Below are 26,109 nucleotides of genomic sequence, written 5' to 3'. Positions count from 1 at the left end.
CAGCGGGACTTGTCAGAATATCTCAACAGCTCCGCCGGCTGCAACATTCCCGGGAGTCGGTCAGCCTGGCTCAGGTCACCATGCCCCGGACAGGAACACCCCGGCTGAGGCAGCCAGCAACCCACACACGATATGCACACTCCACAGGCCCACCGCAGCCCACCGGCGGTGTCCGGTCCACAGCTGGGCCGCGCGAAGGGAGACTGTAGCGAAAGTACTCAAGGCACCGATGAGGCCCACGGTGAGCGCCGCCGTCGTCGTCTCCGTCAACCACGAACTCCCCGCAACCAGCATTCCGTAGAGCCACCCGATCGCCAGCGAGCCGACCGTATTAGCGATCAGCACTCCGCCGGGCAGATAGGCATCCAGTAGGCACCGTAGAGTCGCGCCGATCGCCCCGCCGAGGGCAACCCCAAGGGTCAGGGCCAGCATCACTGAGCACCCCCCGGTTCGGGACAATCCATAGCCGCACAGCCGAAGACCGCCCGGCCCAGGGTGATCCCGGCCGCTGCGGCAGCAGTACACAGCACTGCAGAAATCACCAAGTAGGAAACCATCTCAAAACCGCCGGGAGGGGAATCCACACCGGCGCTGAGGTGATCGGCCCCAGACAGCGCCGGCACCGCAGCCAGCATCACCGCGGAGAACGTGGTGAAAGAACCCAACAGACCGGTACCCAATACCGGAATCGTCCAGCTGAACCGTGTCCGGGCATGCACTATGCCCACCAGCAGCCCCAACAACGCCGAACCGGCGACGTTGATGGCGAAGGTCGTCCACGGGAACTTCATGTGTAACTCGGGAATCAGTTCCCCCACCAGCAGGCGCAGCAACGCCCCGGCCGCTCCAGCAGCCGCCACAGCGAGCACAAGCCGTGGAGTCAGCTGTAGGCGCGTGGGCTCGGCGCGCGCTTCAGTAGTGGACATGAAAACTAGGGTAGACCCGCGAGCTAGGCAGTAACGCTCACACGCACGGCGTGGGCGATGTCATGGGGAACAGTGAACGGTTCAGCAGCCGGTGCCGCGGCCAGTCGGACATGGCCGTCCTCGGTCTCCACAACCTCCACCGTGGAGCCGATCGTCACCTGCCGCTCGGACAGTACACGCAGCGCCTCCGGCACGGCGTCGTCGACCTGCTCCACTCGCGCTGAGGTGGGGGAGGGCAGTTGGCACAACCGAGTGGTCTGGGGGTAACGCATGGAGAGGTCTTCGGCGGGGATGGGATCCCCATGGGGGTCGGTCTCCGGGTGGCCGAGCTTCTCAGCCAGGCGCTCCACAAAGGTCTCACTGACGGCGTGCTCGAGTCGTTCGGCTTCCTGGTGAACCTCATCCCAGCTGTAGCCAAGCTCCCGCACCAGCCAGGTCTCGATGAGCCGATGACGCCGCACCATGGCCAGTGCCAGACGCCGTCCCTCCTCGGTGAGACGGATCGGGGCGTACGGCTGGTGATCGACCAGCCCCAGGTCCGCCATCTTCCGCACCATCAGCGTCACTGAGGGGTTGGACACCCCCAACGTCTTTGCCAGAGCCGACGCCGTCACATCAGCGCCCTCCCACTCAGCAAGCCCGTAGATCGTCTTTGCGTAGTCCTCCACGGAGGTGGTCGCCGTCGTGGTGGCAGTAGAGCGGCCCTGGGCGGAGGTGCGTGGCATGGTTCATATTCTATGCGCGTCGACGCTTCAGGCGCCGCACCCCGCGGGCAAGTAGCCCCCGCCGCGGGGAGAAGAGATAGGCGAGCAGGAACTGGGATGAGGCTGCCAGGACAATCGCCCCACCGGTAGAAATATCCCAGTAGTAGCTGGTGTAGACCCCCACGACGGCAGCCACCGCGCCGACGCCGGCGGAGAGCCCCAGCATGGGGCCGAAGCTGCGTGCCAACAGGAAACCGGTAGCCCCGGGAATCACCAGCGCAGCGACCACCAAGATCACCCCGAGAGTCTGCAAAGCGGTGACCGTGGTCAGCGCTAGCAGCACCAGCAGCGTCCAGGTCAGCGCACCGACTGGCAGGCCGATGGACAGCGCATAGGTCCGGTCAAAGGCCACCAGAGTGAAGTCCCGGCGTTTGATGAGCAGCACCGTCGCGGTGAGAGCAGCTAAGGCGGCCACCTGGTACAGATCCGCCCGGGAGGTCCCCAACACATTGCCGAAGAGGATGTGCTGTAAGTGAGTGGAGGTCGTCACCGTGGAAATGAGCACCAAACCTAGGGCGAAGAGGGAAGTGAACACCACCCCGATAGCCGTATCCCGCTTCAGTGCAGTGGTCTGCCCCAACCCCCCAATCAGCGCGACCGCCAGGAGCCCGAACACCAACGCCCCCACCCCGAAGGGGATTCCGAGGATAAAGGCGAGGACGACGCCGGGAAGCACAGAATGTGCCACCGCCTCACCCATCAGCGACCACCCCATGAGCACCAGCCAGGCCGAGAGCATCCCGCAGACAGTCGCGGTGATGACCGCCACGGCCAAGGCGTTCTGCATGAACGCATACTCCAGCGGTTGGATGAGGTAGTCCATCAGCCGGCCTCCGCGATGACCGCACCGAAGGCCCGGGCCATATTGTGCTCGGTGAGAACCTCATCGGGGGAGCCGGAGGCGAGTACTCGACGGTGAAGGAGCACGACGTCGTCGGCCAGGTCCTTCACCCCATCGAGATGGTGTGTGGAGACCAGGATTGAAGTGCCCGTTTCGCGCAGTCGGTGGAGGACATCGGTCAGGAGCCGCTCACTGGTACGGTCCACGCCGGCGAAAGGCTCATCGAGCAACATCAGTGGAGCGTCCTGGGCCAGAGCGCGGGCAGTGAAGGCGCGTTTGCGTTGCCCCCCGGAGAGTTCACCGATCCCGCGACGCCGGTAGGTATCCAGACCGGTCGCTGCCAAGGCGTCTTCGACGGCCTTCCGATCGGCAGCTCGGGGGCGGCGAGTCAGACCCATATGTGGGTACCGGCCCATAGTGACCACCTGTTCGACACTGACGGGGAAGGTCATATCGATCGCCTCGTGCTGAGGGACAAAGGAGACCAGGTTGTCCCGCCGTGCGCGGTGGGGGGAGCGCCCGAAGATCTCGACCGTGCCGGAGCGTGGTGTGACCAAGCCAAGCAGGGTGCTAAAGAGTGTGGATTTTCCGGATCCGTTGGCACCTAGTAGAGCGGTGATACGCCCCGGGTGAAGCCCCAGGGTCACCCCCTCCAGTGCGGTCACTCCGGGGTAGCCGGCGGTCACCTCAAGAAGCTGAGCCGGTGGGGTAGCTGTGGGGTCTGGTGTGTCCGCTTCTGCGTGCTCGTGCGTCATGAGCGATCTCACTCGTGTACCGAGAGGACGGCGTCGATATTGTGCTCGAGCAGATCGAGGTAGGTCGGCACCGGGCCGTCGGCCTCGGAGAGTGAGTCGACGTAGAGTGTCTCACCGAGCTCGGCCTCGGTGGCTTCAGCGACCTGCTCCTGAGGGCCGGGCGGTACGGTGGATTCGCAGAAGATCACCGGCACCTCATGCTCGGTGACAAACTCGATCTGTGCTTCCACCTGGCGGGGTGATCCCTCGTCCTCAGCGTTGAGAGGCCACAGGTAGTGCTCGGTCAGACCCAGGTCAGCTGCCAGATAGCTGAAAGCCCCCTCACAGGAGACGATGAAGACCTCTTCGCTGATTTCACCGGCGCGGGAGGTGGCATCGGCGGCAATCGCCTCGATCTGCTCACGGTAGGTAGCGGCGTTCTCCGCGAAGTCCTCGGCGTGCTCCGGGTAGGTCTCGCTCAGTGCAGCCTCGATGTTCTCCACGTAGACCTGAGCTTGTGTAGGGGAGAGCCAGGCGTGTGGATCGGTCGGCATGGAGTCGGGATCACCGGCGTCGTCGGGGTGTCCTTCAATGGCGGTCACCGGAAGAGTCTCCACCCCATCGGAGACCTCATGCACCGCGGCCTCACCATGAGCGACGAACTGCTCGAACCATTCCTCAAGTCCCAGGCCATTAGCGATGAAGAGATCCGCCTCGGTGGCGGCGGCGACATCGGAAGGCGTGGGATCGTATTCGTGGACTTCAGCCCCCACCGGGGTGATGGACTGGACATCAATGTGCTCCCCACCGATCTGGGCGGTGATGTCCTCCAACACACTGAAGGAGGTCACCACCAGCGGGGCATCTGCGGCCGGGTCCGCATCGGCACAGCCGGCGGTGAGGGAGAACAGAGGCAGCGACATTGCTGCTACGTATTTTTTAGGCATGCCTACATCCTAGTGTTAGGTGTGCCTAAATGTCGACTGGCGGGGGAGGTTCACGCTCCGGCGTCCGGACCCAAAGCGTTGAGTGCTGCCTCGTGTAGCAGCCCATTACTGGCCAGGGCGTTGGCTCCGCTGCAACCAGGTTCGCCCTCCAGGGAGGTGAACCGGCCACCAGCCTCGGTGACCACCGGCACCAACGCAGCCATGTCGTAGAGCGCGAGTTCGGGTTCAGCGGCGACGTCGACCGCGCCTTCGGCCACCAGGCAGTAGGACCAGAAGTCTCCATAGGCCCGGGTGCGCCAGACCTGCTCGGTGAACTCCAGGAAACTCCGCGAGCGGCCAATGTCACGCCATCCGCCCAGTGAGGAGTAGGAGAACGAGGCATCCTGAAGGGTGCTCACTGAGGAGACCTGCAACTGGCGTGCCTGAGACATGGAACGTCCGGTGTAGGCACCGCCGCCCTTGGCTGCCCACCATCGACGCCCCAAAGCTGGCGCGGAGACCAGCCCCACAACCGGTTCACCCTCATCAACGAGGGCGATGAGCGTGGCCCACACCGGCACACCGCGAACGAAGTTTTTCGTGCCGTCGATGGGGTCGATCACCCACCGGCGAGGACCTGATCCGCTGGAACCGAACTCCTCCCCGTAGACCGCATCCCGACCGCGGGCACGGGAGAGCTGGCCGCGGATGAGCTCCTCAGCGGAACGATCAGCTTCCGTCACCGGGGTGAGGTCAGGCTTGGTTTCGACCTCGAAATCCATGGAGGTGAAGGCAGACATGGTGAGGTCATCGGCGGAATCGGCGATCATATGCGCCAGGCGCAGGTCCTCGGTATACGGGCTTGAAGCGGTGCTCATAGGGCTTACGCTACCCGGGCGGCGGGGCAGGATCAGGCAGGCGGGGTCATCCCGAGCTGCTTGTGTCCGAAATCGTCCTCACTGCCGGTCACAGAGGCCAGCAGTTTGCGGAGACTGGCCAACCGTGCCGGACCGTGTTCACCGGCGGCTCCGGAGTCCACGTAGGCATCCAGGGCGCAGCCGCCGGCCGGTGATTGATGGGCGCATCCCGGTTCGCACTCGGCCGTGCCCGGGGCGAGATCCTCAAAGGCGGCGACGACGTCGTCAGGATCCACATGTGCCAAACCGAAAGAACGCACCCCGGGGGTGTCGATAACCCAGGACCGCCGTGCCGTCTCTTCGTGAAGGTCCCCCCTTGGCTCGAGGTTTAAAGCCACAGCTGAGGATGAGGTGTGCCGTCCCCGGCCGGTCACGGCGTTGACCCCACCCACGGCACGGTCGGCGCCGGTTAAGGCGTTGACCATCGTTGACTTTCCCACCCCCGAATGACCGATGAGCGCAGTGACGTGGCCGGCAAGGAGTCCGCGCAGCCGGGCAATAGCATCCGCCGAGAGGGCTACCTCCGGTGCGGACTCTGACCCCTGCGGGGCAGAGGTCTCTTCAGTAGCGGAGAACCCGGAGATCACCGTGGGCAGATCAAGTTCGGCGTAATGGCTGACCAAACCGGCGGGATCCTGCGGGTCGGTGGCGAGATCCGCTTTGGTGATGAGCAGAAGCGGCTGAATGCCGGCTTCGTAAGAGGCGACCAGGGCTCGATCGATGAATCCGGTGCGGGGCTCGGGGTCTGCTGCTGCGACCACGATGAGTAACTGGTCTGCATTGGCCACAATGACGCGTTCGGCGTCGTCGGTGTCATCGGCGGACCGGCGCAACAATGAGGTGCGTTCCTCGATCCGAACCAATCGGGCGAGGGTTCCGTCAGCCCCGGAGGTGTCACCGACCAGGGCGACGAGGTCCCCCGGAACCACGGGGGTGCGGCGCAGTGCCTTGGCCCGTACCGCGGTGACGACCCGCTCGCTGCCATCAGCTTCCAAACCCATGGACACGGTGAACCGACCACGGTCGACTTGCACGACCCGTCCCACCTCGGCGTCGGGATAATCTGGGGTCTCCTTGGTGCGTGGTCGGGAGCCCTTCTTATTGGGGCGGACCTTCACCGCTGATTCGTCCCACTGGTCCCATTTACCCATTCGCACCTCGCATCAGCTCAGTTGATCTCATGGGCGAAGCAGGCGCTGCCAGCGGTCGGGGAAATCCGGCATGGTCTTGGCGGTGGTGGCGATATCGTCGACTTCCACACCGTCAAGGACCAGCCCGAGGATTGCACCAAAGGTCGCCATCCGATGATCGGCATAGGCCCGGACCAGTCCGCCGTGCCGCACCCCAGAGGTGACTCGGAAGCCGTCTTCGGTCTCCTCGGCGGCGCCTCCCAGCCGGTTGATTTCGGTGACCAGAGCCGCGATCCGGTCGGTCTCATGTCCACGCAGGTGCTGTACGGAGGTGAACGTGGTCTCCCCCTGAGCTACTGCCGCCAGGGCAGCCACTGTAGGGGTCAGTTCGGCGGTGCCATCCACTACTCCGGGGGACACCAGCGTCTGCGGGCCCCGCACAGTGAGTGTGCCGGTGGTGGCCGAGGTAGCAGTCAGGTCGACCTGGCAGCCGAACTCGGCCAGCAGCTGTGGCCAGCGCCGGCCGATCTGGGTGGAGGTCAGCGGCCACCCCGGCATGGAGACTTCCCCGCCGGTTACTGCGGCCGCACAGAGGAACGGGCCGGCGTTGGATAAGTCCGGTTCCACCCGTACCTCGAAGGCGGGGATCTCACCCGGTTCAACGACCCAGGTATACGGTTCGGGGGAGTACACCCCGCTGGCCGCTGGCGTGGGGTGAGTGCGAAGGTCGGCCAATACTTTGAGGGTCATCTCCACGTGTTCCAGGGAGGGGACCTGGGTTCCGGAGTGGGTCAGCCGTACTCCCCGGTTGAACCGTGGTGCAGCCAGCAGCAGCCCGGAGACAAACTGGCTGGAGGCTGAGGCGTCGATCGTCACCGTTCCACCTTCGACCCCCCCGGAGGAGGCCACAGTGAAGGGCAGAAAACCTGGTTCGCCGTGCTCGGTGACCGTCACTCCCAGGGAGCGTAGGCCCTCCAGTACCGCAGCCATCGGGCGAACCCGTGCCTCAGGATCACCATCGAAGAACACCCGCCGTCCGGTCAGGGCGGCGGCAGCCGGCACGAAGCGCATGACAGTACCGGCCAGGCCACAGTAGATCTCCACCGGATCCAGCGCGGTACTCTCGGTGGCGATCGTGATAGGACCCACCCGGACTGCGGGTTCGTCCCCGACGGTGAGGTGCTCCACCGTGGAGCCGAGCCGTTCCAGGGCGGTCAGCATCAGCCGGGAGTCTCGAGAGTCCAAAGGATTCACCACAGTAGAGGGGCCAGCGGCCAGTCCCGCTAGCAGCAGGTAGCGGTTTGTTAAGGACTTCGAGGCCGGCACACTGGCCTCTGAACAGACCGGTGCCCCGGCCCGCGGAGCGGACCAGGGCACAGTCGATGCAGCAGGAATGCTCACACTCAGGCGACCTTCTTCTTGGCCTTCTGGGCCTCCTTGGCTGCTGACTGAGCGGCTTTGGTCGCTTGCTTCTCCGCCTTCTTGAACTGCTTCTTCGCGTCACGCTCCAGAGCCTTCAGCTGCTTGGCGGCGTCGTCACCGAGCTCCTCGGCGCGCTTGACGGTCTTTTCTCCGAACTTGGCGCCCTTCTTTTTGGCCTGCTTGGAGATGTGCTCGGCCCGCCAGCTCAGCGACGGTTTACCGGCCAGGTCCACCACGGCCAGGCCAAGCCCGCCGAGGATGGCAACATTTTTCAGCAGAGTCCGGCGCTGGGCGGCGACATCTTCGGGAGTGTTCAGCTCAGCGGTGCGGTACTCGTTGTACGCCGAGAGCTCATGTACTCCGCAGAGCACCAGAGCCGAGAGCCGAGGGAAGCGGCCGATGGCCAGCAGAGTGCCCGCGACAACTTCCACTCCACCGATCACCCGCACCGCCAGCTGGGGATTGGAGGTCACAACCTCGGCCTGCGGCACCACCGAGGCGATTTCCTCAAAAGTGGGCTCCAGCTGCTCCGCCGCCTCGTCGGCGTTGCGCAGCCGATCGACGCCGTCGGCGATGAACGTCGCGCCGAGCAGCGGGCGGGCGATTCTGCGGACCAGGGACATGTGGATCCTCCTTATCGGGCGGGGCGCAGCTGTGATCTTTCACGCAGTCCACGCTCCAATCTACCCAACTCCGGCGAGGAATGACACGGGCGCCGCCGTCGTTGTCTCCGATATGACACCAGCAGCGGCCACTCTGCTCCGGGCGCCGGGGCCAGTAGACTCGTCTGTGATGACTGAGTCCACCCCGTCCGCCGTCGACACCGCCGGCGAGGAGACCGAGGCCGAACGCAGGGCACGGTTCGAACGTGATGCCCTGCAGTACGTCGACCAGCTGTACTCGGCAGCCATGCGGATGACCCGTAACCCTCAGGACGCTGAAGACCTGGTCCAGGAGGCCTACACCAAGGCGTATTCGGCCTTCCACCAGTACAAGCCCGGCACCAATTTGAAGGCCTGGCTCTACCGGATCCTGACCAATACCTACATCAACATCTACCGGAAGAAACAACGCCAGCCCCACCAGGCCAATACCGACACTGTCGAAGACTGGCAGATGGCCCAGGCTGCCGAGCACACCAGTTCCGGACTGCGCTCAGCTGAGGCTGAAGCACTGGATCATTTACCAGACTCCGATGTGAAGAACGCCCTGCAGCAGATCCCCGAAGAGTTCCGCTTGGCGGTGTACTTCTCCGATGTCGAGGGATTCGCGTACAAGGAAATCGCCGAGATTCTCAACATCCCCATCGGGACAGTGATGTCCCGTCTGCACCGGGGCCGGAAGCTGCTACGCAACCTGCTGGCAGACTATGCCCGGGAGAGAGGCTTTCAGCGAGGGGAGGCACGCTCATGAGTGAGAAAACCACCGATTGCGCTGACTGCGACGACACCGAGCACGCCGCACGGCTTGCCCGGATCTACGAGTACCTCGATGGGGCACTGTCTTACGAGGACATCGAAGAGGTCCGTGCCCACCTGGACGGCTGCCCGGAATGTGCCTCCGACTATGACCTGGAGTGCTTGATCCGCACTGCGGTGCGCCGGTCCTGTGTGGAACGAGCCCCGGAGACACTGAAGATCACCATTATGGAGAAGATCAGCCGTATTCGGGTCGAAGCCGGACACGAGCCGGGATGAGTAGGCGGTGTGCGGTCACTACGCACACGAAAAGTCCGCCGGGTGGTACCCCGGCGGACTTTTCTTTTGAAGTGCTCTAGGAGTTCGGCCGCTTGCCGTGGTTGGCGTTCTTCTTGCGGCGGTCCCGGCGCTTACGTCCGCGCTTGCTCATAGCAGACCTCCTTACGTAGACAACCACACCATCCTACGGGGAGGGTTCGGGCAGGTCCAGCCACTGATACCACCCGCGGTGCAACACCAGCCAGGCGATGAGCCCGTAGCCGGCCTGACCGGGTCGGCCCTCATTGGCCGCGAGGTCTTCACGCCACTGCCCATGGTTGAGCAGCGGGGTGAAGGCATCCACGTAGGTGTGACTGCGCCGGGTGGCGACATCCTCCCACGCCCGGTTGAGCTCGGTCAGGGAACGATTGAACTCCGGATCCAACGTGGGCGTGGGGCCCAAGCACAGACACCGGATGCCCTGCTGGCTGGCCCGGTCCAGAATATTCGCCAGGTTCAGCCGAGAGCGGGCCGAGGACGTCGATGACCGCAGGTCATGACCGTTAAGGGCAATGACCAGGTAGTTCTCCGTCTCGGCGGCGAACCGAGGGGCAGCCTCGGTCTGCCACCGCTGGGAGAGCGCCTCAGCCCCTTCACCGGGCACAGCGAGCACATAGTGCTGCAGGTCGACATCGTCAATGGGGGTCTTGGAGATCACCCGGCCCACCCAGCCCAGGGCGCGCGGGTCCCCGGTCCCGGTGAGCAGCTCATCGCCGACGACGACGATTCGGATCTGCCGTTCGGTGTGTTCGTCCTCCATACCGAGGAAGACTACAGGTCCAGGTGCGGGAACGCCTGCTGCAGCAACTCCTCAAGCTCCTTGGCGTGCCGCTTCGCCTGACCCACCGAGGTCGCCGCCGACTCAGGGCGGGAGACCAACTGCAGCTGCTGCCGCAGTGCGGGCTGGAGGTTCAGACCCAGGAAAGGCCAGGGGCCCTGGTTGGCTGGCTCGTCCTGGGCGTAGACGAACTCCTCGGCCTCGGTGTATTTATCCAACTCGGCCTGCAGTTGCTGCACCGGCATGGGGTAGAGCTGCTCGAGCCGCAGGATCGCGGTGGCCTCGTCATTGTGCTTAGACCGGGTGGCGATGAGGTCGTAATACAACCGTCCAGAGACCACCAGGACGCGCTTGACCTTGGCCGGGTCGGCCTGCGGATCAGCGATGACCTCTTCGAAGGTCCCCGAGGTGAAGTCCTCCACACCATTGGCCGCAGCTTTCAGACGCAACAGCTGCTTAGGTGAGAACACCACCAACGGGCGGCGCGGCCGAGCCACGGCCTGACGGCGCAGCAGGTGGAAGTAATTAGCCCCGTGGGACGGCATGACCACGGTCATATTGTCCTCGGCGCACAGCTGCAAGAACCGCTCCGGGCGGCCTGAGGAGTGGTCGGGGCCCTGTCCTTCATAGCCGTGCGGCAGCAGCATCACCAGGGATGAGCGCTGCCCCCACTTCTGCTCCGCGGTGGCGATGAATTCGTCAATGATGATTTGGGCTCCATTGACGAAGTCACCGAACTGAGCCTCCCAGAGCACCAGAGAGTTCGGGTTCTCCACGGAGTAACCGTATTCAAAGCCCAAGGCTGCGTACTCGGAGAGCAGCGAGTCGTAGATGAAGAACCGGGCCTGATCCTCGGTGAGGTTTTTCAGGGGGTACCACTCGTCCCCATTGACCCGGTCGTGGAAGACCGCATGCCGTTGCACGAAGGTTCCGCGCCGGGAGTCCTGACCGGAGAGACGGACCTCGGTGCCCTCCATGAGCAGAGAACCGAAAGCCGCGATTTCAGCGAAGCCCCAGTCGATGCCACCTTCGCGAGCCATCTTGGCTCGTTTCTCCAGCAGTGACTTCAGTTTCTGGTGGGGAGTGAATCCCTCGGGGATATTGGTGTGCACTTCCCCGATGTGCACCAAAGTCGACTCGGAGACCGCAGTGTCCTCGGGGGAGCGTGCGGGAGTCTCCTCCTCTTCCTCGGAGGCAGTGGGGGCGACGTCGGCACCGCTGCCGATGGTGGACACCGGTTGGGTCTGTGCCTGGTGGGTTTCGGTGAAGACCCGCTCCAGACGCTGCCGGTAGTCCTGCAGGGCCTGGTCGGCCTCTTCCTGGGTGATGTCCCCACGTCCGACCAGAGCCTCGGTGTAGAGGCGGCGAGTGGTGCGCTTGGCTTCGACGAGGTTGTACATCTTCGGCTGGGTCATCGAGGGGTCGTCACCCTCGTTGTGCCCACGACGCCGGTAGCACACCAGATCGATGACGACGTCCTTGTTGAACCGCTGCCGATAGCGGAAGGCCAGCCGGGCCACTCGAGCCACGGATTCAGGGTCATCGGCGTTGACGTGGAAGACCGGAGCCTGAATGGCCTTGGCCATATCTGTGCAGTAGGTCATCGACCGGGCCGAGGACGGTGCAGTGGTAAAGCCGACCTGATTGTTGACCACCACGTGCAGTGTCCCGCCGGTGCGGTAGCCGCGCAGTTGAGACATATTCAGCGTCTCAGCGACCACACCCTGCCCTGCGAAGGCGGCATCGCCGTGGATGAGTAGCGGCATCACCGAGAAGCTGTTCAAACTGTCCGAGCCCTGGTCCAGGCGGTCCTGCATCGCACGGACCACTCCTTCGAGCACCGGGTTGACTGCCTCCAGGTGGGAGGGGTTGGCCGCGAGGTAGACACGTGTGGAATTGCCCCGGTCTGAGGTGAAGGAGCCACGGGTGCCCAGGTGGTACTTCACGTCCCCGGAGCCGGTGCCGGCCTCGCGTCCTTCGAACTCGCGGAACACCTGGGCGTAGGTCTTGCCGGCAATATTGGTCAGCACGTTGAGCCGACCCCGGTGTGCCATGCCGATGGCTACTTCGTCGAGTCCCTCGTCGGCAGCTTCAGAAAGCACAGTGTCCAGCAGTGGAATCAGTGATTCCCCGCCTTCTAGGGAGAAACGTTTCTGCCCGACGAACTTGGTCTGCAGGAAGGTTTCAAAAGCCTCGGCGGCGTTGAGCCGGCCCAGGATGCGGAACTGCTCATCCCGGGTGGGCTTGGAGTAGGGGTGTTCGATCTCGTCCTGGAACCACTCCCGCTCTTCGGGGGACTGGATGTGCATGTATTCGATGCCCGTGTTGCGGCAGTAGGTGTCCCGCAGGACCCCCAAGATGCTGCGCAGCGGCAGGGATGGTTTCCCACCGAAACCGCCGGTGGGCCATTCGCGGTCCAAGTCCCAGAGCGTCAGTCCGTGGTTCTCGATGTCGAGGTCCGGGTGACTGCGCATCTTGTACTCCAGCGGGTCCACCGATGCCATCAGGTGCCCGCGCACCCGATAGGCGTGGATGAGCTGCTGGATGCGGGCCACCTTGTTGACCTGCTCTTCTGGGTTGACCTGGATATCGGCCGACCAGTGGATGGGGGCGTAGGGGATCCGCAGGGCCTCGAAGATCTCCTCGTAGAAGTTCTCCGCGCCCAGCAGCAGCTGGTGGATCGTCTTGAGGAACTCCCCAGAACCGGCCCCCTGGATGACGCGGTGGTCATAGGTGGAGGTCAGGGTGATGACCTTGGAGACAGCCAGGTTGTTCAGTGTTTTCTCGGAGGCACCCTGAAACTCGGCGGGGTACTCCAAGGCGCCCACACCAACGATGACCGCCTGGCCCTTAGACAGTCGCGGTACCGAGTGGGTCGTACCGATTCCGCCGGGGTTGGTCAGGGAGACAGTGGTGCCCGCGTAGTCTGCGGGGGTGAGCTTATTGTCCCGAGCACGTTTGACGACGTCGTCGTAAGCTCCCCACCACTCGGTGAAGCTCATCTGTTCGGCGCCCTTGATACTGGGTACCACCAGGGCTCGGGAACCGTCGGGGCGCGGCATGTCGATGGCCAGACCGAAGTTCACATGCGCCGGTTTGATGGCCACCGGCTTCTTGTCCTGGACGTCGTAAGTGACGTTCATCTCCGGGTGAGCCCGCAGCGCTTTGATCATCGCGTACCCGATGAGGTGGGTGAAGGAGACCTTGCCACCGCGGGTGCGCTTGAGGTGGTTGTTGATGACCGTGCGGTTGTCGATGAGTAGCTTGGCCGGCACCGCACGGACCGTGGTGGCAGTGGGCACCTCCAGGCTGGCATCCATATTCGAGGCGATCGCCTTGGCGATCCCGCGCAGGGGAGTGACCTCGTCCTCGGCCTCTGCGGTCTTATCCTCCGGGACTTTGGGCTGGGCCGGCTCGGAGGGGATGGGGGCACCTTCGGAGCCCGACTTCCGGGTCGTCGGCGTCGGGGCCTGCGGCTTGGCCGCCTTGCGAGCTTCCGGTTTCTGAGCGGACTCCGGCTCGGCGGGCTTGGCGGTGGCCGGAGTGGTGTCATCAGCGGTGCGCTGGTTACCGGCACTGGGCTGAGAGTCCACGCGAGAGGAGGAACTCGAGGTCTGGGAATTGGTCCGCTGGCCGGCGGACTGCTTCGTGTCACCAGCGGTGGCGCTACCGCCGGAGGAGGTGCCGTTACTGGTTGCGCCGTTGCGTGAGGAGCTCGAGGCGGCACTGCCCTGAGCCTTCCCGCCACTGTTGCCTGTGGTCTCCGATGAGTCCGCCTTGTCGCCAGCAGAGGTCTCGGACTCCAACTCGGCGAAGATCTTGGCCCATTTGCGGTCTACGGAGTCCGGGTCCTGGCGGTACTTTTCGTAAATATCGGCGACCAGCCACTCATTTCCGGGAAATTCCTCGGCAAGTCGGCTGGACGTTAACTCTGGCACGGTGGATACGCCTCTTCCCTTATGGATCGGTGGTCGCGCGGCACGTCGGTGTGCTCGCGGCCTCAATGTCACCTGCCGTACAGCATAGTGAGTTTGGGTAGGTCTCTGCCAGCAGCGCCGGTATCGTGTCTGGTGATGCGATTCCTCACCAGCCCCGGGTACGAGCTGACCTATTCGGACGTCTTCTTAGTCCCTTCCCGCTCGGCCGCCGGTTCCCGGTTCGACGTCGACCTCTCCAGTGAGGACGCCACGGGGTCCACCACGCCCTTGGCTGCGGCGAATATGACCGCGGTGACTGGTCGCAGGATGGTGGAGACCATGGCGCGTCGCGGTGGACTGGGAGTGCTGCCCCAGGACGTTCCCGCCGAAGTGATCCGGGAGGTCATCGCCTGGGTGAAGGATCGGCACCCGGTGTTTGAGACCCCGCTGAAAGTGACGGCTGATGACACGGTGCTCGATGTGCTGCACCTGTTGGATAAACGCAACCACGACGCCGTCTGCGTGCTCGACGACGAGACTCGCCTGGCTGGAGTGGTCACCGCGGCCGACTGCGAAGGTGTGGACCGGTTTTCTTCTGTGGCCTCGGTGATGCGGATGCCTGCGGTCCAGTTGACCGTTGGTGACCTCGAGGGGTCCGAGGCTTTGCGCGGCGCCTTCGAGGCAATGGATGCTGCAGGCTCGACCTACGCCCCGGTCACCGCCGATGACGGCCGGCTCGCCGGAGTGCTCACCCCGGCCGGGGCCCTGCGTTCAACGATCTACACCCCGAATCTCGATGCCGCCGGACGGCTGAAAGTCGCCGCCGCTGTCGGTGTCAACGGGGATGTGACGGCCAAGGCTGCCGCGCTTTTGGAGGCCGGGGCCGATGTGCTGGTGGTTGACACCGCTCATGGGCACCAGCAGAAGATGTTCGAGGCCCTCGAGGCGGTCCGCGAAGCGGTGCGCATCACCGGACTGGTGGTGCCCATTGTCGCTGGCAACGTCGTCACCGCAGAAGGTACACGCGAGCTCATCGAAGCCGGGGCCGATATCGTCAAAGTCGGCGTGGGGCCGGGTGCAATGTGCACCACTCGGATGATGACCGCCGTAGGGCGGCCGCAGTTCTCCGCGGTGCTCGAATGTGCTGAAGCGGCCCGGGAACTGGGGGCTCACGTCTGGGCCGATGGTGGCGCCCGCTACCCCCGCGACGTGGCCCTGGCCCTGGCAGCCGGGGCCTCCCAAGTCATGATCGGCTCGTGGTTCGCTGGCACTTTCGAATCCCCCGGCGACCTGCTCACCGACGCCGATGGGCGCCGGTACAAAGAGAGCTACGGTATGGCTTCCGCACGGGCGGTGGCAGGCCGTACCGCCGGGGAGTCGGCCTTCGCCCGTGCCCGTAAGGGACTGTTCGAAGAAGGGATCTCCACCTCCACGATGTTTCTGGACCCCCACCGCCCGGGGGTTGAGGATCTACTCGACCACATCACCTCCGGAGTGCGTTCGGCCCTGACCTACGCGGGGGCCACCACGCTCGCCGAATTCCGCCAGCGCGCTGTGGTCGGTGTCCAATCCGCCTCAGGGTATGAGGAAGGAAAACCACTGCGGGCCTCGTGGTAGCCGGTGCTGCGGTAAAATCCGAGACCTCATGGAGTATCGACAACCGGGCTGGCGCCCGTTTTCTGCAGTGACCTCACCCGGCTACGAGCGGGGGTGCGGCGCTTAAGTGGAGTGGCTGCTCCTGGGAATCGGCCTCCTGCTGATTCTGGGCAACGGTTTCTTCGTTGCCGTTGAATTCTCGCTGGTGGCTCTCGACCAGCCCACTGTCCAAAACGCCATCGATCAGGGAGACCGCCGAGCAGTGCCGCTGATGCGCTGCTTGAAGTCGCTATCGACCCAGCTGTCCAGCTGCCAGCTGGGTATCACCCTGAACACCCTGCTCATCGGCTATGTCACTGAACCACCCCTGGGTCGGCTCCTTGCTGGCCCCCTGGGGGCTCTGGGCATCCCCGAACAGGCAATCAGTCCGGTGGCGATGCTGGTGGCCATCCTCATCGCCACCATGGTCACGATGCTCATCGGTGAGTTGGTCCCGAAGAACCTCGCCGTGGCCGAAGCCTTCCGCGTCGGACGTGCCCTGGCTCGGCCGCAGTTGATCTTCACCGCAGTCTTCAAACCCCTGATCGTGGTGCTCAACGGCTTCTCCAATAAAGTGCTCAACCGCTTCGGCTTGGAGGTTAAAGAGGAGCTTTCCGGAGCGCGCACTCCGGAGGAACTCTCCTCGATGGTCCGCCGCTCGGCCTCGCTGGGCACCCTTGATGAGGACACGGCGGCCTTCCTGGACCGCACACTGCACTTCTCGGAGCAGACTGCTTCCGATGTCATGACACCGCGGCCGCGCATGGTCACCGTCGACGCCGAAGCTCCCCTTGAGGAACTCATCGATACCGCCCGGCGCACCGGCTACTCCCGCTTCCCCGTACTGGGGGAGGGCGGGTCCGATGATGTGCGCGGCATCGTCCACGTGAAGAAAGCCGTGGCGGTGCCCCGGTCCAAACGACAAGGGCTCGTGGCTGCCACCGTGATGAGCAGCGAACCGGTTCGGGTGCCGGAGACGATCCCGCTGGATGCCCTGTTATTCCAATTGCGTTCGGCTCCGCTGCAGGCAGCCATTGTCGAGGACGAATACGGCGGGACCTCCGGGGTGGTGACCTTAGAAGACGTCGTCGAGGAGATCGTTGGAGAAGTCTCCGATGAACACGATGCGTTGACTCCCGGAGTCCTCCAAGGGGCCGGAGGGGACTGGTTCTTCCCCGGGTTGATGCGGCCTGATGAGATCAACGAACAGATCCTGGAACTCTCGGTGCCTGAAGACTCCGCCTATGAGACGGTCGCTGGCTACATCTTGCTGAAACTGGGTCGGATCGCCGGAATCGGGGATGAGGTCGACGTCGATGGTGGCCGGCTCGTCGTCGCCGCAGTTGATGGTCGGCGGATCGATCGGGTCCAGTTCATCCCAGATCCGCACGCCCGCCGTGAAGCCCTACGAGCCGCGGCTGAACGTGCCGAACGCTTGGCCGCCGAACGAGAAGAGCACATCCGGGCGGCAGCCGCCCGAGCCGCTGAGACCCGGGAGGTGCGATGACCACCGATTTGCTCGGGATTCTCTGGCTGGTGGTCTTGCTGGCCGGTAACGCGTTCTTCGTCGCTGGAGAGTTCGCGGTGCTCTCGGCTCGCCGTAGTCAGGTGGAGCCCAAGGCCGAAGCAGGCTCTCAACGTGCCAAGACAGCGCTCTACGCCATGGAGCACGTCTCTCAGATGCTGGCGGTGGCCCAGCTGGGCATCACGGTGTGTTCGCTGCTGATCCTGCTGGTCTCCGAACCGGCCATCCATCACCTGTTGACTGATCCCATGGTGGCACTCGGTGTGCCATACACCGTTGCCAGTGCGACGGCCTTCCTCATCGCCCTGCTGCTGGTCAGCTTCCTGCACGTAACGTTCGGGGAGATGGTGCCGAAGAACTTCGCTGTCTCTGTGGCCGACCGTGCGGTGCTGTTACTGGCCCCGCCGATGGTGCTGCTCTACCGGGTTTTCTTCCCGCTGATCTGGGTGCTCAATGTGTCGGCGAACCTCATCCTGCGGGCTCTGCGCGTCACTCCCCGGGACGAAGTGGTCTCCACGTTCACATTGGAGGAGTTGGAGTCCATCGTCAACGAGTCTTTCCGTGGAGGGACAGTGCGCGACGACGCCGGCATCATCGCCGGAGCCCTGGACTTCGGTGGGCACACCGCTCAGGAGGTGATGATCCCTCTGGAAGATCTGGTGACTGTTCCGGTGGATGTCACCCCTCAGCAGATCGAGAAAGCGGTGGCCCGCACAGGTTTCTCCCGTTTCCCTGTGGCCAAGGACGATGGTGCCCACGTCGGTTACATCCACCTCAAAGACGTGATGTCCCTTCCGGCAGAGACCAGCCATCAGCGCATCCCGCTGACCGCAGTCCGATCGCTGGCGAACTTCTCTGCCGATGAGGAACTCGACGACTGCTTGGCGAGCATGCAGGCTTCAGGTTCGCATCTGGGACGTGTCCTCGCCGCCGACGGTGACACCCTGGGAATCCTCTTCTTAGAGGATGTGTTGGAGATTCTCGTCGGAGAGATCCACGATGCGACCCAGGCGCGAGACTCCCGACGCCGTCATGAGGTCAGCGGATCGTAAGCTGCCCGCATGGCGGCCTCGTTAATTTTGAGAACTGTTTTCAATAGATGTACGCTCGTGGGCGGTTCTCTTCGTCCCGACGCCCTGATGGAGGCTTGATGCGTACCAGGTGGATGGCTGTTCTGCCCGCGGCAGTTCTTGTCCTGACCGGCTGTGCGCAGGATGGCCAGACCGCAGAGGACAATGCCGCAGACGCCCCGGTGGAGCAGACGGATATTACCGTGGTCTCATCCATTGACGTCTACGCCGATCTCATCGACCAGATTGCAGACGGCACGGTGGCCTCCGAGGCGATCGTGACCTCCACCGCGGTGGACCCGCATACCTATGAGGCGACCCCCCAGGACCGGTTGGCGGTGGAGAATGCCGACGTCGTCGTCGCCAATGGCGGAGGCTACGATTCGTTCATCACACTGCTGGCCTCCGCCGCGGAGAAGGACGACGACGTCTACCAGCTCATCGAGGGCGAAAACTGGCACTCGCATGAGTGGGACGGAACCTACGAAAACGAACACATCTGGTACGACCTGGAACGAATGACGGAGTTCGTCCTGGATATGGCCGAGCACCTCGGCGACATCGTCCCGGAGAACGCCGAGGTCTACACCGAGAATGCCGAAGACCTGGCCGCAGAGATCAGCCAGCTGGACGAGCGCAATCGGGCCTTGGACGCCCAGGGACGTAGCTACCTGGCCACTGAGGCAGTCTCCGGGTACCTGCTTGACGACGCCGGTTTCGACAACCGCACCGAAGAGGAGTTCCTCGCCGCCGTCGAACACGGTGACGACGTCTCGCCCCGGCTCTACAACCAGGCATTGGAGCTGACTGAAGAGATCGACCTGCTCAGCTACAACCCACAGACCGAGACCCAACAGTCCCAGCGGATTCGGCAGGAGGCTGAAAACAACGGGGTGGTCATCGTAGAGTTCACCGAGACCCTTCCTGACGATGCGGAGAACTTCCAGGAGTGGATGAGCCAGAATATCGATGCCGTGGCCGAAGCGCTGGAAGCGATGCATGACTGAACACTCCCGCCATGCAGCACCGGTGATCCGGCTTCGCCAAGCCGGTATCAGCTTCGGTAGGCGCACCCTCTGGGAGAACCTCGACCTCGAGGTCCACCCGGGGGAGTTCCTTGCCGTATTAGGTCCCAACGGCTCGGGGAAGTCCACCTTCCTCAAAGTGCTGCTCGGTCTGCAGGACCTCAGCACCGGCACCGCCGAGATCCTCGGCGAGCCAGTGCGTCGCGGTTCCTCCCGAGTCGGCTACATCCCCCAACAGCAGAGCCTGCCAGCCGAGACCCCCCTGCGGGCTCGGGATCTTGTGGCTCTGGGGCTTAACGGTCACCGGTGGGGGATCCCCTGGAAATCCGCTCGAACCCGCGCCGCGGTGGAAGAGCTGCTGCAGCGGGTGGGTGCCGAAGCCTACGCCGACCAGCCGGTCGGAGTGCTCTCCGGTGGCGAACAGCAGCGGCTTCGGGCCGCCCAGGCACTGGCCGGGAACCCCGATGTGCTGCTCTGCGACGAGCCGCTGCACTCCCTGGATCTGCAGCACCAGCAGGCCATCGCTGAGCTGCTCACCACCCAAGCCAGCCAACGGGAGGCGGCGGTGGTCTTTGTCACCCATGAGATCAACCCGATCATTGAGGCTGTGGACCGGGTGGTGTACTTCGCTCGCGGGCAGTACCGCATCGGCACGGTCTCTGAGGTGATGCGCTCGGAGGTGCTCAGTGAGCTCTATGACGCCCCGGTCGACGTCGTCGAACACAAGGGCCGGCTCATTGTGCTCGCCGATCACGTCGAACACCATCACGAGCACGACGCCGACACCATCCGGGAGGCGCTGTGAACCTCGCTGCCTCGTTGAACCTCCCTGCCTCGCTCGCTGAATCCCCGCCGCTTGCCCTGGTGGAGCGCATTCGCAGTAGCTACACCCTCGAGGGCTACTGGGATCTGTTCCAGTTGGTGCAAAACTCCGTCATCACCGCCGCTGTCCTCGGACTGATGGGCGGGATCTTCGGTGTGTTCATCGCCCTGCGCCGAGCCGGGCTCGTGGTCCACGGGATCGCCGAGATCAGCTTTGCCGGGGCGGCGCTCTTCTTGCTACTGGGGCTGAACGTGGTGGCCGGTTCAGCGGTCGGGGCGGTGGCGGCTGCGGTGCTCATCGGAGTGCTGAGCTTAAGGGACCGTGAGGTCAGCGCGGTCACCGCCGTGCTCATGCCCTTCGGGATGGGTCTGGGCATCCTGTTCCTGCACCTGTATCAGGGGCGCAGCGCTAACCAGTTCGGTCTGCTCACCGGGCAGATCGTCGGTGTCGACGATATTCAGACCCGCACCCTGGTCACCGTGGCGGTCATCATCTCCGTGGTTCTGGTGCTTTTATGGCGGCCACTGCTGTTCGCGTCGGTGGACCCCGAGCTCGCCGCAGCCCGAGGGGTCAACACCTCGGTGCTGTCGATGATCTTCATGGTGCTGATGGGACTAGCGGTTGCCATGAGTGTCCAGGTGGTCGGAGCGTTGCTGGTCCTGTCCCTGCTGGTGGTTCCGGCGGCGGCCGCGCTGAAGGTCAGTCACCGCCCCTTGACGGTGGTGCTGCTGGCCATGGGTTTCGGTGTGTTCAGTGCCGTGGCCGGAATCATGATTGCCATCACCGGGACGATCCCCATCAGCCCCTATATCACCACGATCAGTTTCCTCATCTATTTAGGATGCCTGCTGGTCGCCCGACGCCGCCGCAGGGTGAGCATTCGCAAGGCTCCACCGGTCATTCCGGCTGCTTCATGAGGGTTCCGCCGCCGGCTGCCTGAGCAGCGACCGGATCGCTGTCCCGGATGCGCGTGCCCCTCGGTTAGGCCGCAGTGCACTTGGCGCAGAGGCCAAAGATCTCCAGAGTGTGCCGAACATCGGTGAACTGGTGTTTGTCGGCCAGCTGCTCGGCCCATGCTTCGACATCGGGGGCGGAGAACTCCACGGTCAGTCCGCAGTTGCGGCACACCAGGTGGTGGTGATGTTCGGTGCGCTCGCACAGCCGGAAGATCGCCTCACCGTCGTCGGGACGCAGTACATCCAACAGGCCTTCTTCCTGGTGGGACTGCAGCACGCGGTAGACCGTGGCCAGGGAGACTTTCTCCCCCCGGTCAGTGAGGATCCGGTGTAGCTCCTGAGCGGAGACGAAATCTTCTAACGAGTTCAGCGCCGCCCAGACCGCTCTCTTCTGGCGAGTAGAGCGGCCTTTGACCGGGGCGGAGGAGGTGTCATTCATGCTCGCCCCAGGGTAGCAGTCGGGTTAATCTAGCGGTATGAGCACTGTGTTCTCCAAGATCATCGCCGGTGAGATCCCCGGGCGCTTCGTCTGGTCGGATGAGACCTGTGTCGGCTTCCTCTCCATCAACCCGCTGGCCTACGGGCACACGCTGGTGGTGCCCCGGGCGGAGGTGGATAAGTGGACTGATGCTGACGTCGAGACGGTCACCCATCTGACCCGGGTGGCTCACCGGATCGGCACCGCCCAGGTGGAGACCTTTGGCTCCGAACGGGCCGGGCTGGCGATCGTCGGCTTTGAGGTGCCGCATCTGCACATCCATGTCTGGCCGTCGAACTCCATGGCCGATCACGATTTCGCCAACGCCATGGATAACCCGGATCCAGCGAAGATGGACGAGGCCGCTGAGAAGCTCCGGGTCGCGCTGCGACTGATGGGAGAGACCGACCACGTCCCCGCTGAGAGCGACTGAGCCGCATTCCACCCGCATAGCCGGCTTAGCGCTGAGGTTCAGTGCCTGCCTGTTTGAGGGCTCGGCGCACCCGTTTGGCGCTGACCGTCTGAGCAGTTCCCAGCTGCTGGGCGAAGAGGTTCACCCGCAGTTCCTCCAGCATCCATTTCACCTCACCTAAGGCCCGAGGAACTGGGCGGTGAGGGCCCACGGCATCGATGGCGGCGTCGTACTCATCCTCGAGCTGCTGGATCTGTTGCATATCGGTGGTGTCCTTGCCCAGGGACTGTCCCGACTCCAGCCGATCAAGCCGGATGAGCATCGCCTTGAGGTAACGGGGCATATGCCCTAGCTGCGCGAACCCGGTCTCTGCGATGAACCCGGGGTAGACCAGGTGGTCGATCTGGGCGCGCATATCCTCCACCGCGGCACTCAGCGCCTGGGAGCGCACCCCGTCCAGACGGCTGCGCACTTCTGTGCTGAGGGTGAGCACTTCGGCGACGATTCCGGTCAGCTGCAGCACTGTCTCGATCAGTTCGGCTCGGGCATGCCGACAGATCCGCTCGAACGCCTCGGCAGTGTAAGGCAATTCATCTGGCACCAGGTGATCCAGGGCAGCCGTGGTGGCCTCGGTGACGATGTCCTCCGCGGAGGCGAACTGACCGAAGGCTAGTCGCTCCCGGTTACTGAGGTGGTCCACCACGTACTGGTGGGGCGAGGGCAGCACATGGCGTAAGAGCACGACGACGCCACGCCGGTGGGTTCTGTATTGCTCGGCTTCTGAGCCGGTGATGGTCAGACGCACCCCGTCAGCGGTGTTGGCCCCCTGGCCGGTGGTGCGGTCAGTCTGTTCGCCTGTTTCCGGGGTGAGAGCAGGATAGCCGGTGACCTCACGACCGGCCACGGTGCTGCTGACAGCCCGCGGGATCTCCCCGAAGCTCCATGTCCTCTGATGGCGCAGACTCAGGTCTACGCCTTGCCCGGCTGCAGAAGAGGCACCCGGCTCCGGGGCTGGCGAGTCGGCGCCGGGGGAGGCGGTGGTGGTACGACCGTCATCGGGTAGTGGTCGGGATGCGCTGCCACTGGTGACCGAGCGTTGGATCGCCTCGCGGGTTTGACCGGCAAAGCGCTCCTGCACCTGGGACAAATGTTCGCTGGTCTCCAGCACACGCCCTTTCTCGCTGACCACGGCGAAGGTGAAGCGCAGATGCTCCGGAAGCTTGTCCACTGGTACGTCCTCGGCGGTGACCGGGATGCCTTTCAACTCTCGCAGCACTCGGGCGAGGGCGGGGCGGAAAGGCTCCCGACCGGCGTCGTACTGGTCCTCCAGCACGGTGCGGGCCTGGGTGGCCACATCCGGAGCGGGCACAAAGTTGCGCCGCAACTGTTTGGGCATCGCGCGGATCAGTGCGGTGATCATCTCGGTGCGCCGGCCCGGGATGAACCATTCGAAACGTGCGGGGTCCAACTGGTTGAGGAAGACCAGTGGCACCCGGACAGTGACCCCGGCTTCATAGGCGTAGGTCAGTTCCAGGGCGAGCCCGTCATGATCCCAGGTGGCCGGAAACTGCTCGAGGTCCACCTGCTCGGCGGCAGGTTTGTACAGGACCTCTTCAGGGAGATCGAGCAGTTCAGGGGTGTGGTGCCGCTGTTTCTTCCACCAGGCGTCGAAAGCCCGTTGGGAGGTGATGTGTTCAGGAATCCGTTCGGCGAAGAATCGGGCGAGGACGTGGTCCTCTGCCAGAAGATCGCGACGTCCGGCGCGTTCCTGGAGTTCCTCAGCCTCAGCGATCCGCTGGCGGTTGCGCTTATCGAAGTGGTGCCGGGTGTTCCAGTCGCCTTCGACCAGAGCACGGCGGATGAACTCCTCGCGCGCGAAGGCGGGGTCCACTGTCGCGAAGAGCACCGTACGGTCGGCGATGACCGGCACTCCGAAGAGCGTGACCCGCTCGGTGGCCACCACAGCACCCCGTTTCGAGCTCCACACCGGATCCGAATGGTTGCGTTTGATGAGGTGAGCACCGACCTGCTCCGCCCAGGCGGGGTCGATGGTCGCGCAGGTCCGCGCCCACAGCCGGGAAGTCTCCACCAGCTCCGCGGCCATGATGAGGTCGTGGTTCTTCTTGAACAGACCCGAGCCGGGAAACACGGCGAAGCGGGTACCCCGGGCGCCTTGGTAGTCACGCGTCCGCGGGTTGTAGAGACCGATGTGGCTGAGCAGTCCGGACAGCAGGGACTGATGAACCGCCTCGTGCCGCCCCACCGGGTCAATGGTGTCCCGCCACCGGATGCGGCGTGTGGTCAGATGGGCCTGCTGTGCTAATTCACCCAGCTGGGTGACCAGATCCTGCCATTCGCGGATCCGGAGCCAGTTGAGGTACTCCCGGCGGCACAGGCGACGGAACGCCGAGGAGGAGAGCTCGGCCTGCTGGCGGCCAATGTAGCGCCACAGGTTCAGCAGCGCGGAGAAGTCAGAGTTCTCATCGGCGAACCGTTGGTGGAACTCATCGGCGGTCTGCCGGTGCTCGGTGGGCCGCTCCCGGACATCCTGGATGGACAGCGCCGCCGCCAGAACCGTGACCTCGGTGAGGCACTCGCGGCGCGAGGCCTCGACCATCATCCGGCCCAGCCGCGGATCCACGGGCAGCTGCGCCAATGAGCGCCCAGTGGCGGTGACCTTGCCCCGAGAGGAGAGAGCACCGAGCTCGGTGAGTAGACGCACCGCGTCGTTGACGGCCCGGGCGTCGGGCTTCTGCACAAAGGGGAAGTCCATCAGCTGCTGAGGGGTCTCGGTGATGCCCATGGCTGACATCTGCAGCAGCACACTGGCCAGTGAGGTGCGCAGGATCTCCGGGTCGGTGAATTCCGGACGGGCGAGGAAGTCCTCCTCGCTGTAGAGCCTGATGCAGATACCGTCGGAGGTCCGTCCGCACCGGCCGGCGCGCTGGTTGGCGCTGGCCTGGCTGATCGGCTCGATAGGTAGTCGCTGGACCTTGGTGCGGGTGGAGTAGCGGGAGATTCGCGCGGTGCCGGTGTCAATGACGTATTTGATCCCCGGCACGGTCAGGGAGGTCTCAGCCACATTGGTGGCCAGCACGATGCGCCGCCGGCCGCCTGGGGTGAAGACGCGTTTCTGCTCCGCCAGGGAGAGCCGTCCGAATAAAGGCAGGATCTCGGTGTTCTGTAACCTCCGGTGCCCGCTGGTGGTTTCACGGAGCGCTTCGGCGGCGTCGCGAATCTCCCGTTCGCCGGGGAAGAAGATCAGAATGTCACCTTGGGGTTCCTCGGCGAGTTCGACGACGGCGTCACTGACCGCATCGAGGAGGTCACGCTCCTCGGCGTCGTCGTCATCCTCATCAACCACCGGGCGGTACCGGATCTCCACCGGATACGTGCGCCCGGAGACCTCGATGATGGGAACATCGTCCGGCAGGGGTCCTTCGGAGGTGTTCTGCTGGCTGAAGTGGTGGGCGAAACGCTCCGGGTCGATGGTCGCGGAGGTGACCACGACTTTCAGATCAGGCCGTTGAGGCAGGATGCGTTTGAGATAGCCGAGGATGACGTCGATGTTGAGGCTGCGTTCATGGGCCTCATCAATGATGATGGCCGAGTACTTGCGCAGCAGAGGATCCCGCTGGATCTCTGCAAGCAGGATCCCATCGGTCATGAGTTTGACCGCGGTGTCCGCACTGACCTCGGCGGTGAACCGGACCTGGTAGCCGACCGCGTCCCCGATGGTGGTTCCCAGTTCTTCGGCGAGGCGTTCGGCGACTGAGCGGGCCGCTAGCCGGCGGGGCTGGGTGTGCCCGATTATGCCCCGGTCGGCCAGCCCCAGCTCCAGCAGCATCTTGGGCAGCTGGGTGGTCTTGCCTGAGCCGGTCTCACCGGCGACGACGACCACCTGGTGTTCGGCCAATGCGGTGAGGATGGACTCTCGTTCCGCGGTGACCGGCAGGTGCTCGGGGTAGTTGAGATCCTCAGCGGTGTACCCCGGGTGCGCGCGTGGCTCGGTAGGCATAGCTATCCGACTATAGCGGGATGCCTGCTGACCCACTGCGGCCGAGGCTGTCGATTAGGCGTGCGGTGGCGTTCCG

24 protein-coding genes are annotated in these 26,109 nt (G+C 64.2%); 9 read left to right on the top strand and 15 right to left on the bottom strand.

Annotation, left to right across the window (positions count from 1 at the left end):
• Positions 1-75: 75 nt before the first annotated feature.
• From H578_RS13070 to H578_RS13055, 10 genes are read right to left on the bottom strand one after another with little or no spacing between them, the layout of a single operon-like run.
• On the bottom strand, positions 76-432 hold the full coding sequence (locus tag H578_RS13070; RefSeq protein ID WP_022872358.1) for a fluoride efflux transporter FluC: 357 nt from the start codon (positions 430-432) through the stop codon (positions 76-78).
• A complete protein-coding gene (locus tag H578_RS13065; protein ID WP_084709883.1) occupies positions 432-926 on the bottom strand; it encodes a fluoride efflux transporter FluC in 495 nt (164 codons plus the stop codon). Before H578_RS13065 ends, H578_RS13070 begins: the two co-directional genes overlap by 1 nt.
• Positions 927-949: 23 nt before the next feature.
• Complete coding sequence (locus H578_RS13060; RefSeq protein WP_022872356.1) at positions 950-1,651, bottom strand: metal-dependent transcriptional regulator; 702 nt, start codon at positions 1,649-1,651, stop codon at positions 950-952.
• Positions 1,652-1,661: 10 nt separating this feature from the next.
• On the bottom strand, positions 1,662-2,513 hold the full coding sequence (locus H578_RS0103690; protein WP_022872355.1) for a metal ABC transporter permease: 852 nt from the start codon (positions 2,511-2,513) through the stop codon (positions 1,662-1,664).
• Positions 2,513-3,286: a metal ABC transporter ATP-binding protein gene (locus H578_RS0103685; protein ID WP_022872354.1), complete on the bottom strand. Its 774-nt coding sequence runs from the start codon at positions 3,284-3,286 to the stop codon at positions 2,513-2,515. The genes H578_RS0103690 and H578_RS0103685 overlap by 1 nt, the downstream gene beginning before the upstream one ends.
• 8 nt (positions 3,287-3,294) lie before the next feature.
• A complete protein-coding gene (locus H578_RS0103680; protein WP_051130764.1) occupies positions 3,295-4,212 on the bottom strand; it encodes a metal ABC transporter solute-binding protein, Zn/Mn family in 918 nt (305 codons plus the stop codon).
• Positions 4,213-4,262: 50 nt separating this feature from the next.
• A complete protein-coding gene (gene hisN, locus H578_RS0103675) occupies positions 4,263-5,069 on the bottom strand; it encodes a histidinol-phosphatase (RefSeq protein ID WP_022872352.1) in 807 nt (268 codons plus the stop codon).
• A 32-nt stretch (positions 5,070-5,101) separates the two neighbouring features.
• Complete coding sequence (gene rsgA / locus H578_RS0103670) at positions 5,102-6,259, bottom strand: ribosome small subunit-dependent GTPase A (protein ID WP_022872351.1); 1,158 nt, start codon at positions 6,257-6,259, stop codon at positions 5,102-5,104.
• 27 nt (positions 6,260-6,286) lie between these two features.
• Positions 6,287-7,639, bottom strand: a complete 1,353-nt coding sequence (gene aroA / locus H578_RS0103665) for a 3-phosphoshikimate 1-carboxyvinyltransferase (RefSeq protein ID WP_022872350.1) — start codon at positions 7,637-7,639, stop codon at positions 6,287-6,289.
• Between the two features lie 2 nt (positions 7,640-7,641).
• Complete coding sequence (locus H578_RS13055; RefSeq protein WP_022872349.1) at positions 7,642-8,283, bottom strand: DoxX family protein; 642 nt, start codon at positions 8,281-8,283, stop codon at positions 7,642-7,644.
• 169 nt (positions 8,284-8,452) lie between these two features.
• Here H578_RS13055 and H578_RS0103655 point away from each other — a divergent pair, with 169 nt between their 5' ends.
• On the top strand, positions 8,453-9,073 hold the full coding sequence (locus H578_RS0103655; RefSeq protein WP_022872348.1) for a sigma-70 family RNA polymerase sigma factor: 621 nt from the start codon (positions 8,453-8,455) through the stop codon (positions 9,071-9,073).
• Complete coding sequence (gene rsrA / locus H578_RS0103650; RefSeq protein WP_022872347.1) at positions 9,070-9,357, top strand: mycothiol system anti-sigma-R factor; 288 nt, start codon at positions 9,070-9,072, stop codon at positions 9,355-9,357. Before H578_RS0103655 ends, rsrA begins: the two co-directional genes overlap by 4 nt.
• Positions 9,358-9,433: 76 nt before the next feature.
• On the opposite strand, the gene H578_RS16755 is transcribed toward rsrA, so the two are convergent.
• Genes H578_RS16755 through H578_RS0103640 form a run of 3 tightly spaced genes read right to left on the bottom strand, consistent with a single transcriptional unit; the run spans position 9,434 to position 14,112 of the window.
• On the bottom strand, positions 9,434-9,508 hold the full coding sequence (locus H578_RS16755) for a 50S ribosomal protein bL37 (protein WP_370452405.1): 75 nt from the start codon (positions 9,506-9,508) through the stop codon (positions 9,434-9,436).
• A gap of 33 nt (positions 9,509-9,541) precedes the next feature.
• Entirely contained in the window at positions 9,542-10,156 is a 615-nt protein-coding gene (locus H578_RS0103645) for a GDSL-type esterase/lipase family protein (RefSeq protein WP_022872346.1), read from the bottom strand.
• An 11-nt stretch (positions 10,157-10,167) separates the two neighbouring features.
• On the bottom strand, positions 10,168-14,112 hold the full coding sequence (locus H578_RS0103640; protein WP_022872345.1) for a multifunctional oxoglutarate decarboxylase/oxoglutarate dehydrogenase thiamine pyrophosphate-binding subunit/dihydrolipoyllysine-residue succinyltransferase subunit: 3,945 nt from the start codon (positions 14,110-14,112) through the stop codon (positions 10,168-10,170).
• Between the two features lie 135 nt (positions 14,113-14,247).
• Here H578_RS0103640 and guaB1 point away from each other — a divergent pair, with 135 nt between their 5' ends.
• From guaB1 to H578_RS13045, 6 genes are all read left to right on the top strand, one after another.
• Positions 14,248-15,708 carry a GMP reductase gene (gene guaB1 / locus H578_RS0103635; RefSeq protein WP_022872344.1) on the top strand — a complete coding sequence of 487 codons (1,461 nt, stop codon included), beginning with the start codon at positions 14,248-14,250 and terminating at the stop codon, positions 15,706-15,708.
• A 106-nt stretch (positions 15,709-15,814) separates the two neighbouring features.
• Positions 15,815-17,233, top strand: coding sequence for a hemolysin family protein (locus tag H578_RS13050; protein WP_022872343.1), 1,419 nt, complete (start codon positions 15,815-15,817; stop codon positions 17,231-17,233).
• Positions 17,230-18,303, top strand: a complete 1,074-nt coding sequence (locus H578_RS0103625; protein ID WP_022872342.1) for a hemolysin family protein — start codon at positions 17,230-17,232, stop codon at positions 18,301-18,303. Before H578_RS13050 ends, H578_RS0103625 begins: the two co-directional genes overlap by 4 nt.
• A 98-nt stretch (positions 18,304-18,401) precedes the next feature.
• Positions 18,402-19,328, top strand: coding sequence for a metal ABC transporter substrate-binding protein (locus H578_RS0103620; protein WP_169558493.1), 927 nt, complete (start codon positions 18,402-18,404; stop codon positions 19,326-19,328).
• On the top strand, positions 19,321-20,151 hold the full coding sequence (locus H578_RS0103615) for a metal ABC transporter ATP-binding protein (RefSeq protein WP_022872340.1): 831 nt from the start codon (positions 19,321-19,323) through the stop codon (positions 20,149-20,151). Before H578_RS0103620 ends, H578_RS0103615 begins: the two co-directional genes overlap by 8 nt.
• A gap of 59 nt (positions 20,152-20,210) precedes the next feature.
• Positions 20,211-21,086, top strand: a complete 876-nt coding sequence (locus tag H578_RS13045) for a metal ABC transporter permease (RefSeq protein WP_033420250.1) — start codon at positions 20,211-20,213, stop codon at positions 21,084-21,086.
• Positions 21,087-21,150: 64 nt separating this feature from the next.
• Here H578_RS13045 and H578_RS0103605 read toward each other — a convergent pair whose 3' ends face one another.
• Positions 21,151-21,564 (bottom strand): Fur family transcriptional regulator, encoded by a 414-nt coding sequence (locus H578_RS0103605; RefSeq protein WP_022872338.1) that lies wholly within the window; start codon positions 21,562-21,564, stop codon positions 21,151-21,153.
• A 37-nt stretch (positions 21,565-21,601) separates the two neighbouring features.
• Between H578_RS0103605 and H578_RS0103600 the strand changes: the two genes are divergently transcribed.
• Positions 21,602-22,036, top strand: a complete 435-nt coding sequence (locus H578_RS0103600; RefSeq protein WP_022872337.1) for an HIT family protein — start codon at positions 21,602-21,604, stop codon at positions 22,034-22,036.
• 25 nt (positions 22,037-22,061) lie between these two features.
• Here the strand turns inward: H578_RS0103600 and hrpA are convergent, their stop codons facing one another.
• Entirely contained in the window at positions 22,062-26,033 is a 3,972-nt protein-coding gene (gene hrpA / locus H578_RS0103595) for an ATP-dependent RNA helicase HrpA (protein ID WP_022872336.1), read from the bottom strand.
• Between the last annotated feature and the right edge of the window lie 76 nt (positions 26,034-26,109).

This window comes from Nesterenkonia alba DSM 19423 (assembly GCF_000421745.1).
Lineage (GTDB): Bacteria > Actinomycetota > Actinomycetes > Actinomycetales > Micrococcaceae > Nesterenkonia > Nesterenkonia alba.
The sequence above is the reverse complement of the archived record's forward strand: the minus strand, read 5'-3'. Positions and strand labels throughout refer to the sequence as shown.

Coding starts and splice junctions, on each gene's coding strand:
- rsgA (WP_022872351.1), bottom strand. CDS start 6,259: ATGGGTAAATGGGACCAGTGGGACGAATCAGCGGTGAAGGTCCGCCCC.
- H578_RS0103645 (WP_022872346.1), bottom strand. CDS start 10,156: ATGGAGGACGAACACACCGAACGGCAGATCCGAATCGTCGTCGTCGGC.
- H578_RS0103605 (WP_022872338.1), bottom strand. CDS start 21,564: ATGAATGACACCTCCTCCGCCCCGGTCAAAGGCCGCTCTACTCGCCAG.
- H578_RS13055 (WP_022872349.1), bottom strand. CDS start 8,283: ATGTCCCTGGTCCGCAGAATCGCCCGCCCGCTGCTCGGCGCGACGTTC.
- H578_RS13070 (WP_022872358.1), bottom strand. CDS start 432: ATGCTGGCCCTGACCCTTGGGGTTGCCCTCGGCGGGGCGATCGGCGCG.
- H578_RS0103680 (WP_051130764.1), bottom strand. CDS start 4,212: ATGCCTAAAAAATACGTAGCAGCAATGTCGCTGCCTCTGTTCTCCCTC.
- H578_RS13065 (WP_084709883.1), bottom strand. CDS start 926: ATGTCCACTACTGAAGCGCGCGCCGAGCCCACGCGCCTACAGCTGACT.
- H578_RS0103655 (WP_022872348.1), top strand. CDS start 8,453: ATGACTGAGTCCACCCCGTCCGCCGTCGACACCGCCGGCGAGGAGACC.
- H578_RS13060 (WP_022872356.1), bottom strand. CDS start 1,651: ATGCCACGCACCTCCGCCCAGGGCCGCTCTACTGCCACCACGACGGCG.
- hrpA (WP_022872336.1), bottom strand. CDS start 26,033: ATGCCTACCGAGCCACGCGCGCACCCGGGGTACACCGCTGAGGATCTC.
- guaB1 (WP_022872344.1), top strand. CDS start 14,248: ATGCGATTCCTCACCAGCCCCGGGTACGAGCTGACCTATTCGGACGTC.
- H578_RS0103600 (WP_022872337.1), top strand. CDS start 21,602: ATGAGCACTGTGTTCTCCAAGATCATCGCCGGTGAGATCCCCGGGCGC.
- H578_RS0103625 (WP_022872342.1), top strand. CDS start 17,230: ATGACCACCGATTTGCTCGGGATTCTCTGGCTGGTGGTCTTGCTGGCC.
- rsrA (WP_022872347.1), top strand. CDS start 9,070: ATGAGTGAGAAAACCACCGATTGCGCTGACTGCGACGACACCGAGCAC.
- H578_RS0103685 (WP_022872354.1), bottom strand. CDS start 3,286: ATGACGCACGAGCACGCAGAAGCGGACACACCAGACCCCACAGCTACC.
- H578_RS0103620 (WP_169558493.1), top strand. CDS start 18,402: ATGCGTACCAGGTGGATGGCTGTTCTGCCCGCGGCAGTTCTTGTCCTG.
- H578_RS0103690 (WP_022872355.1), bottom strand. CDS start 2,513: ATGGACTACCTCATCCAACCGCTGGAGTATGCGTTCATGCAGAACGCC.
- H578_RS0103615 (WP_022872340.1), top strand. CDS start 19,321: ATGACTGAACACTCCCGCCATGCAGCACCGGTGATCCGGCTTCGCCAA.
- hisN (WP_022872352.1), bottom strand. CDS start 5,069: ATGAGCACCGCTTCAAGCCCGTATACCGAGGACCTGCGCCTGGCGCAT.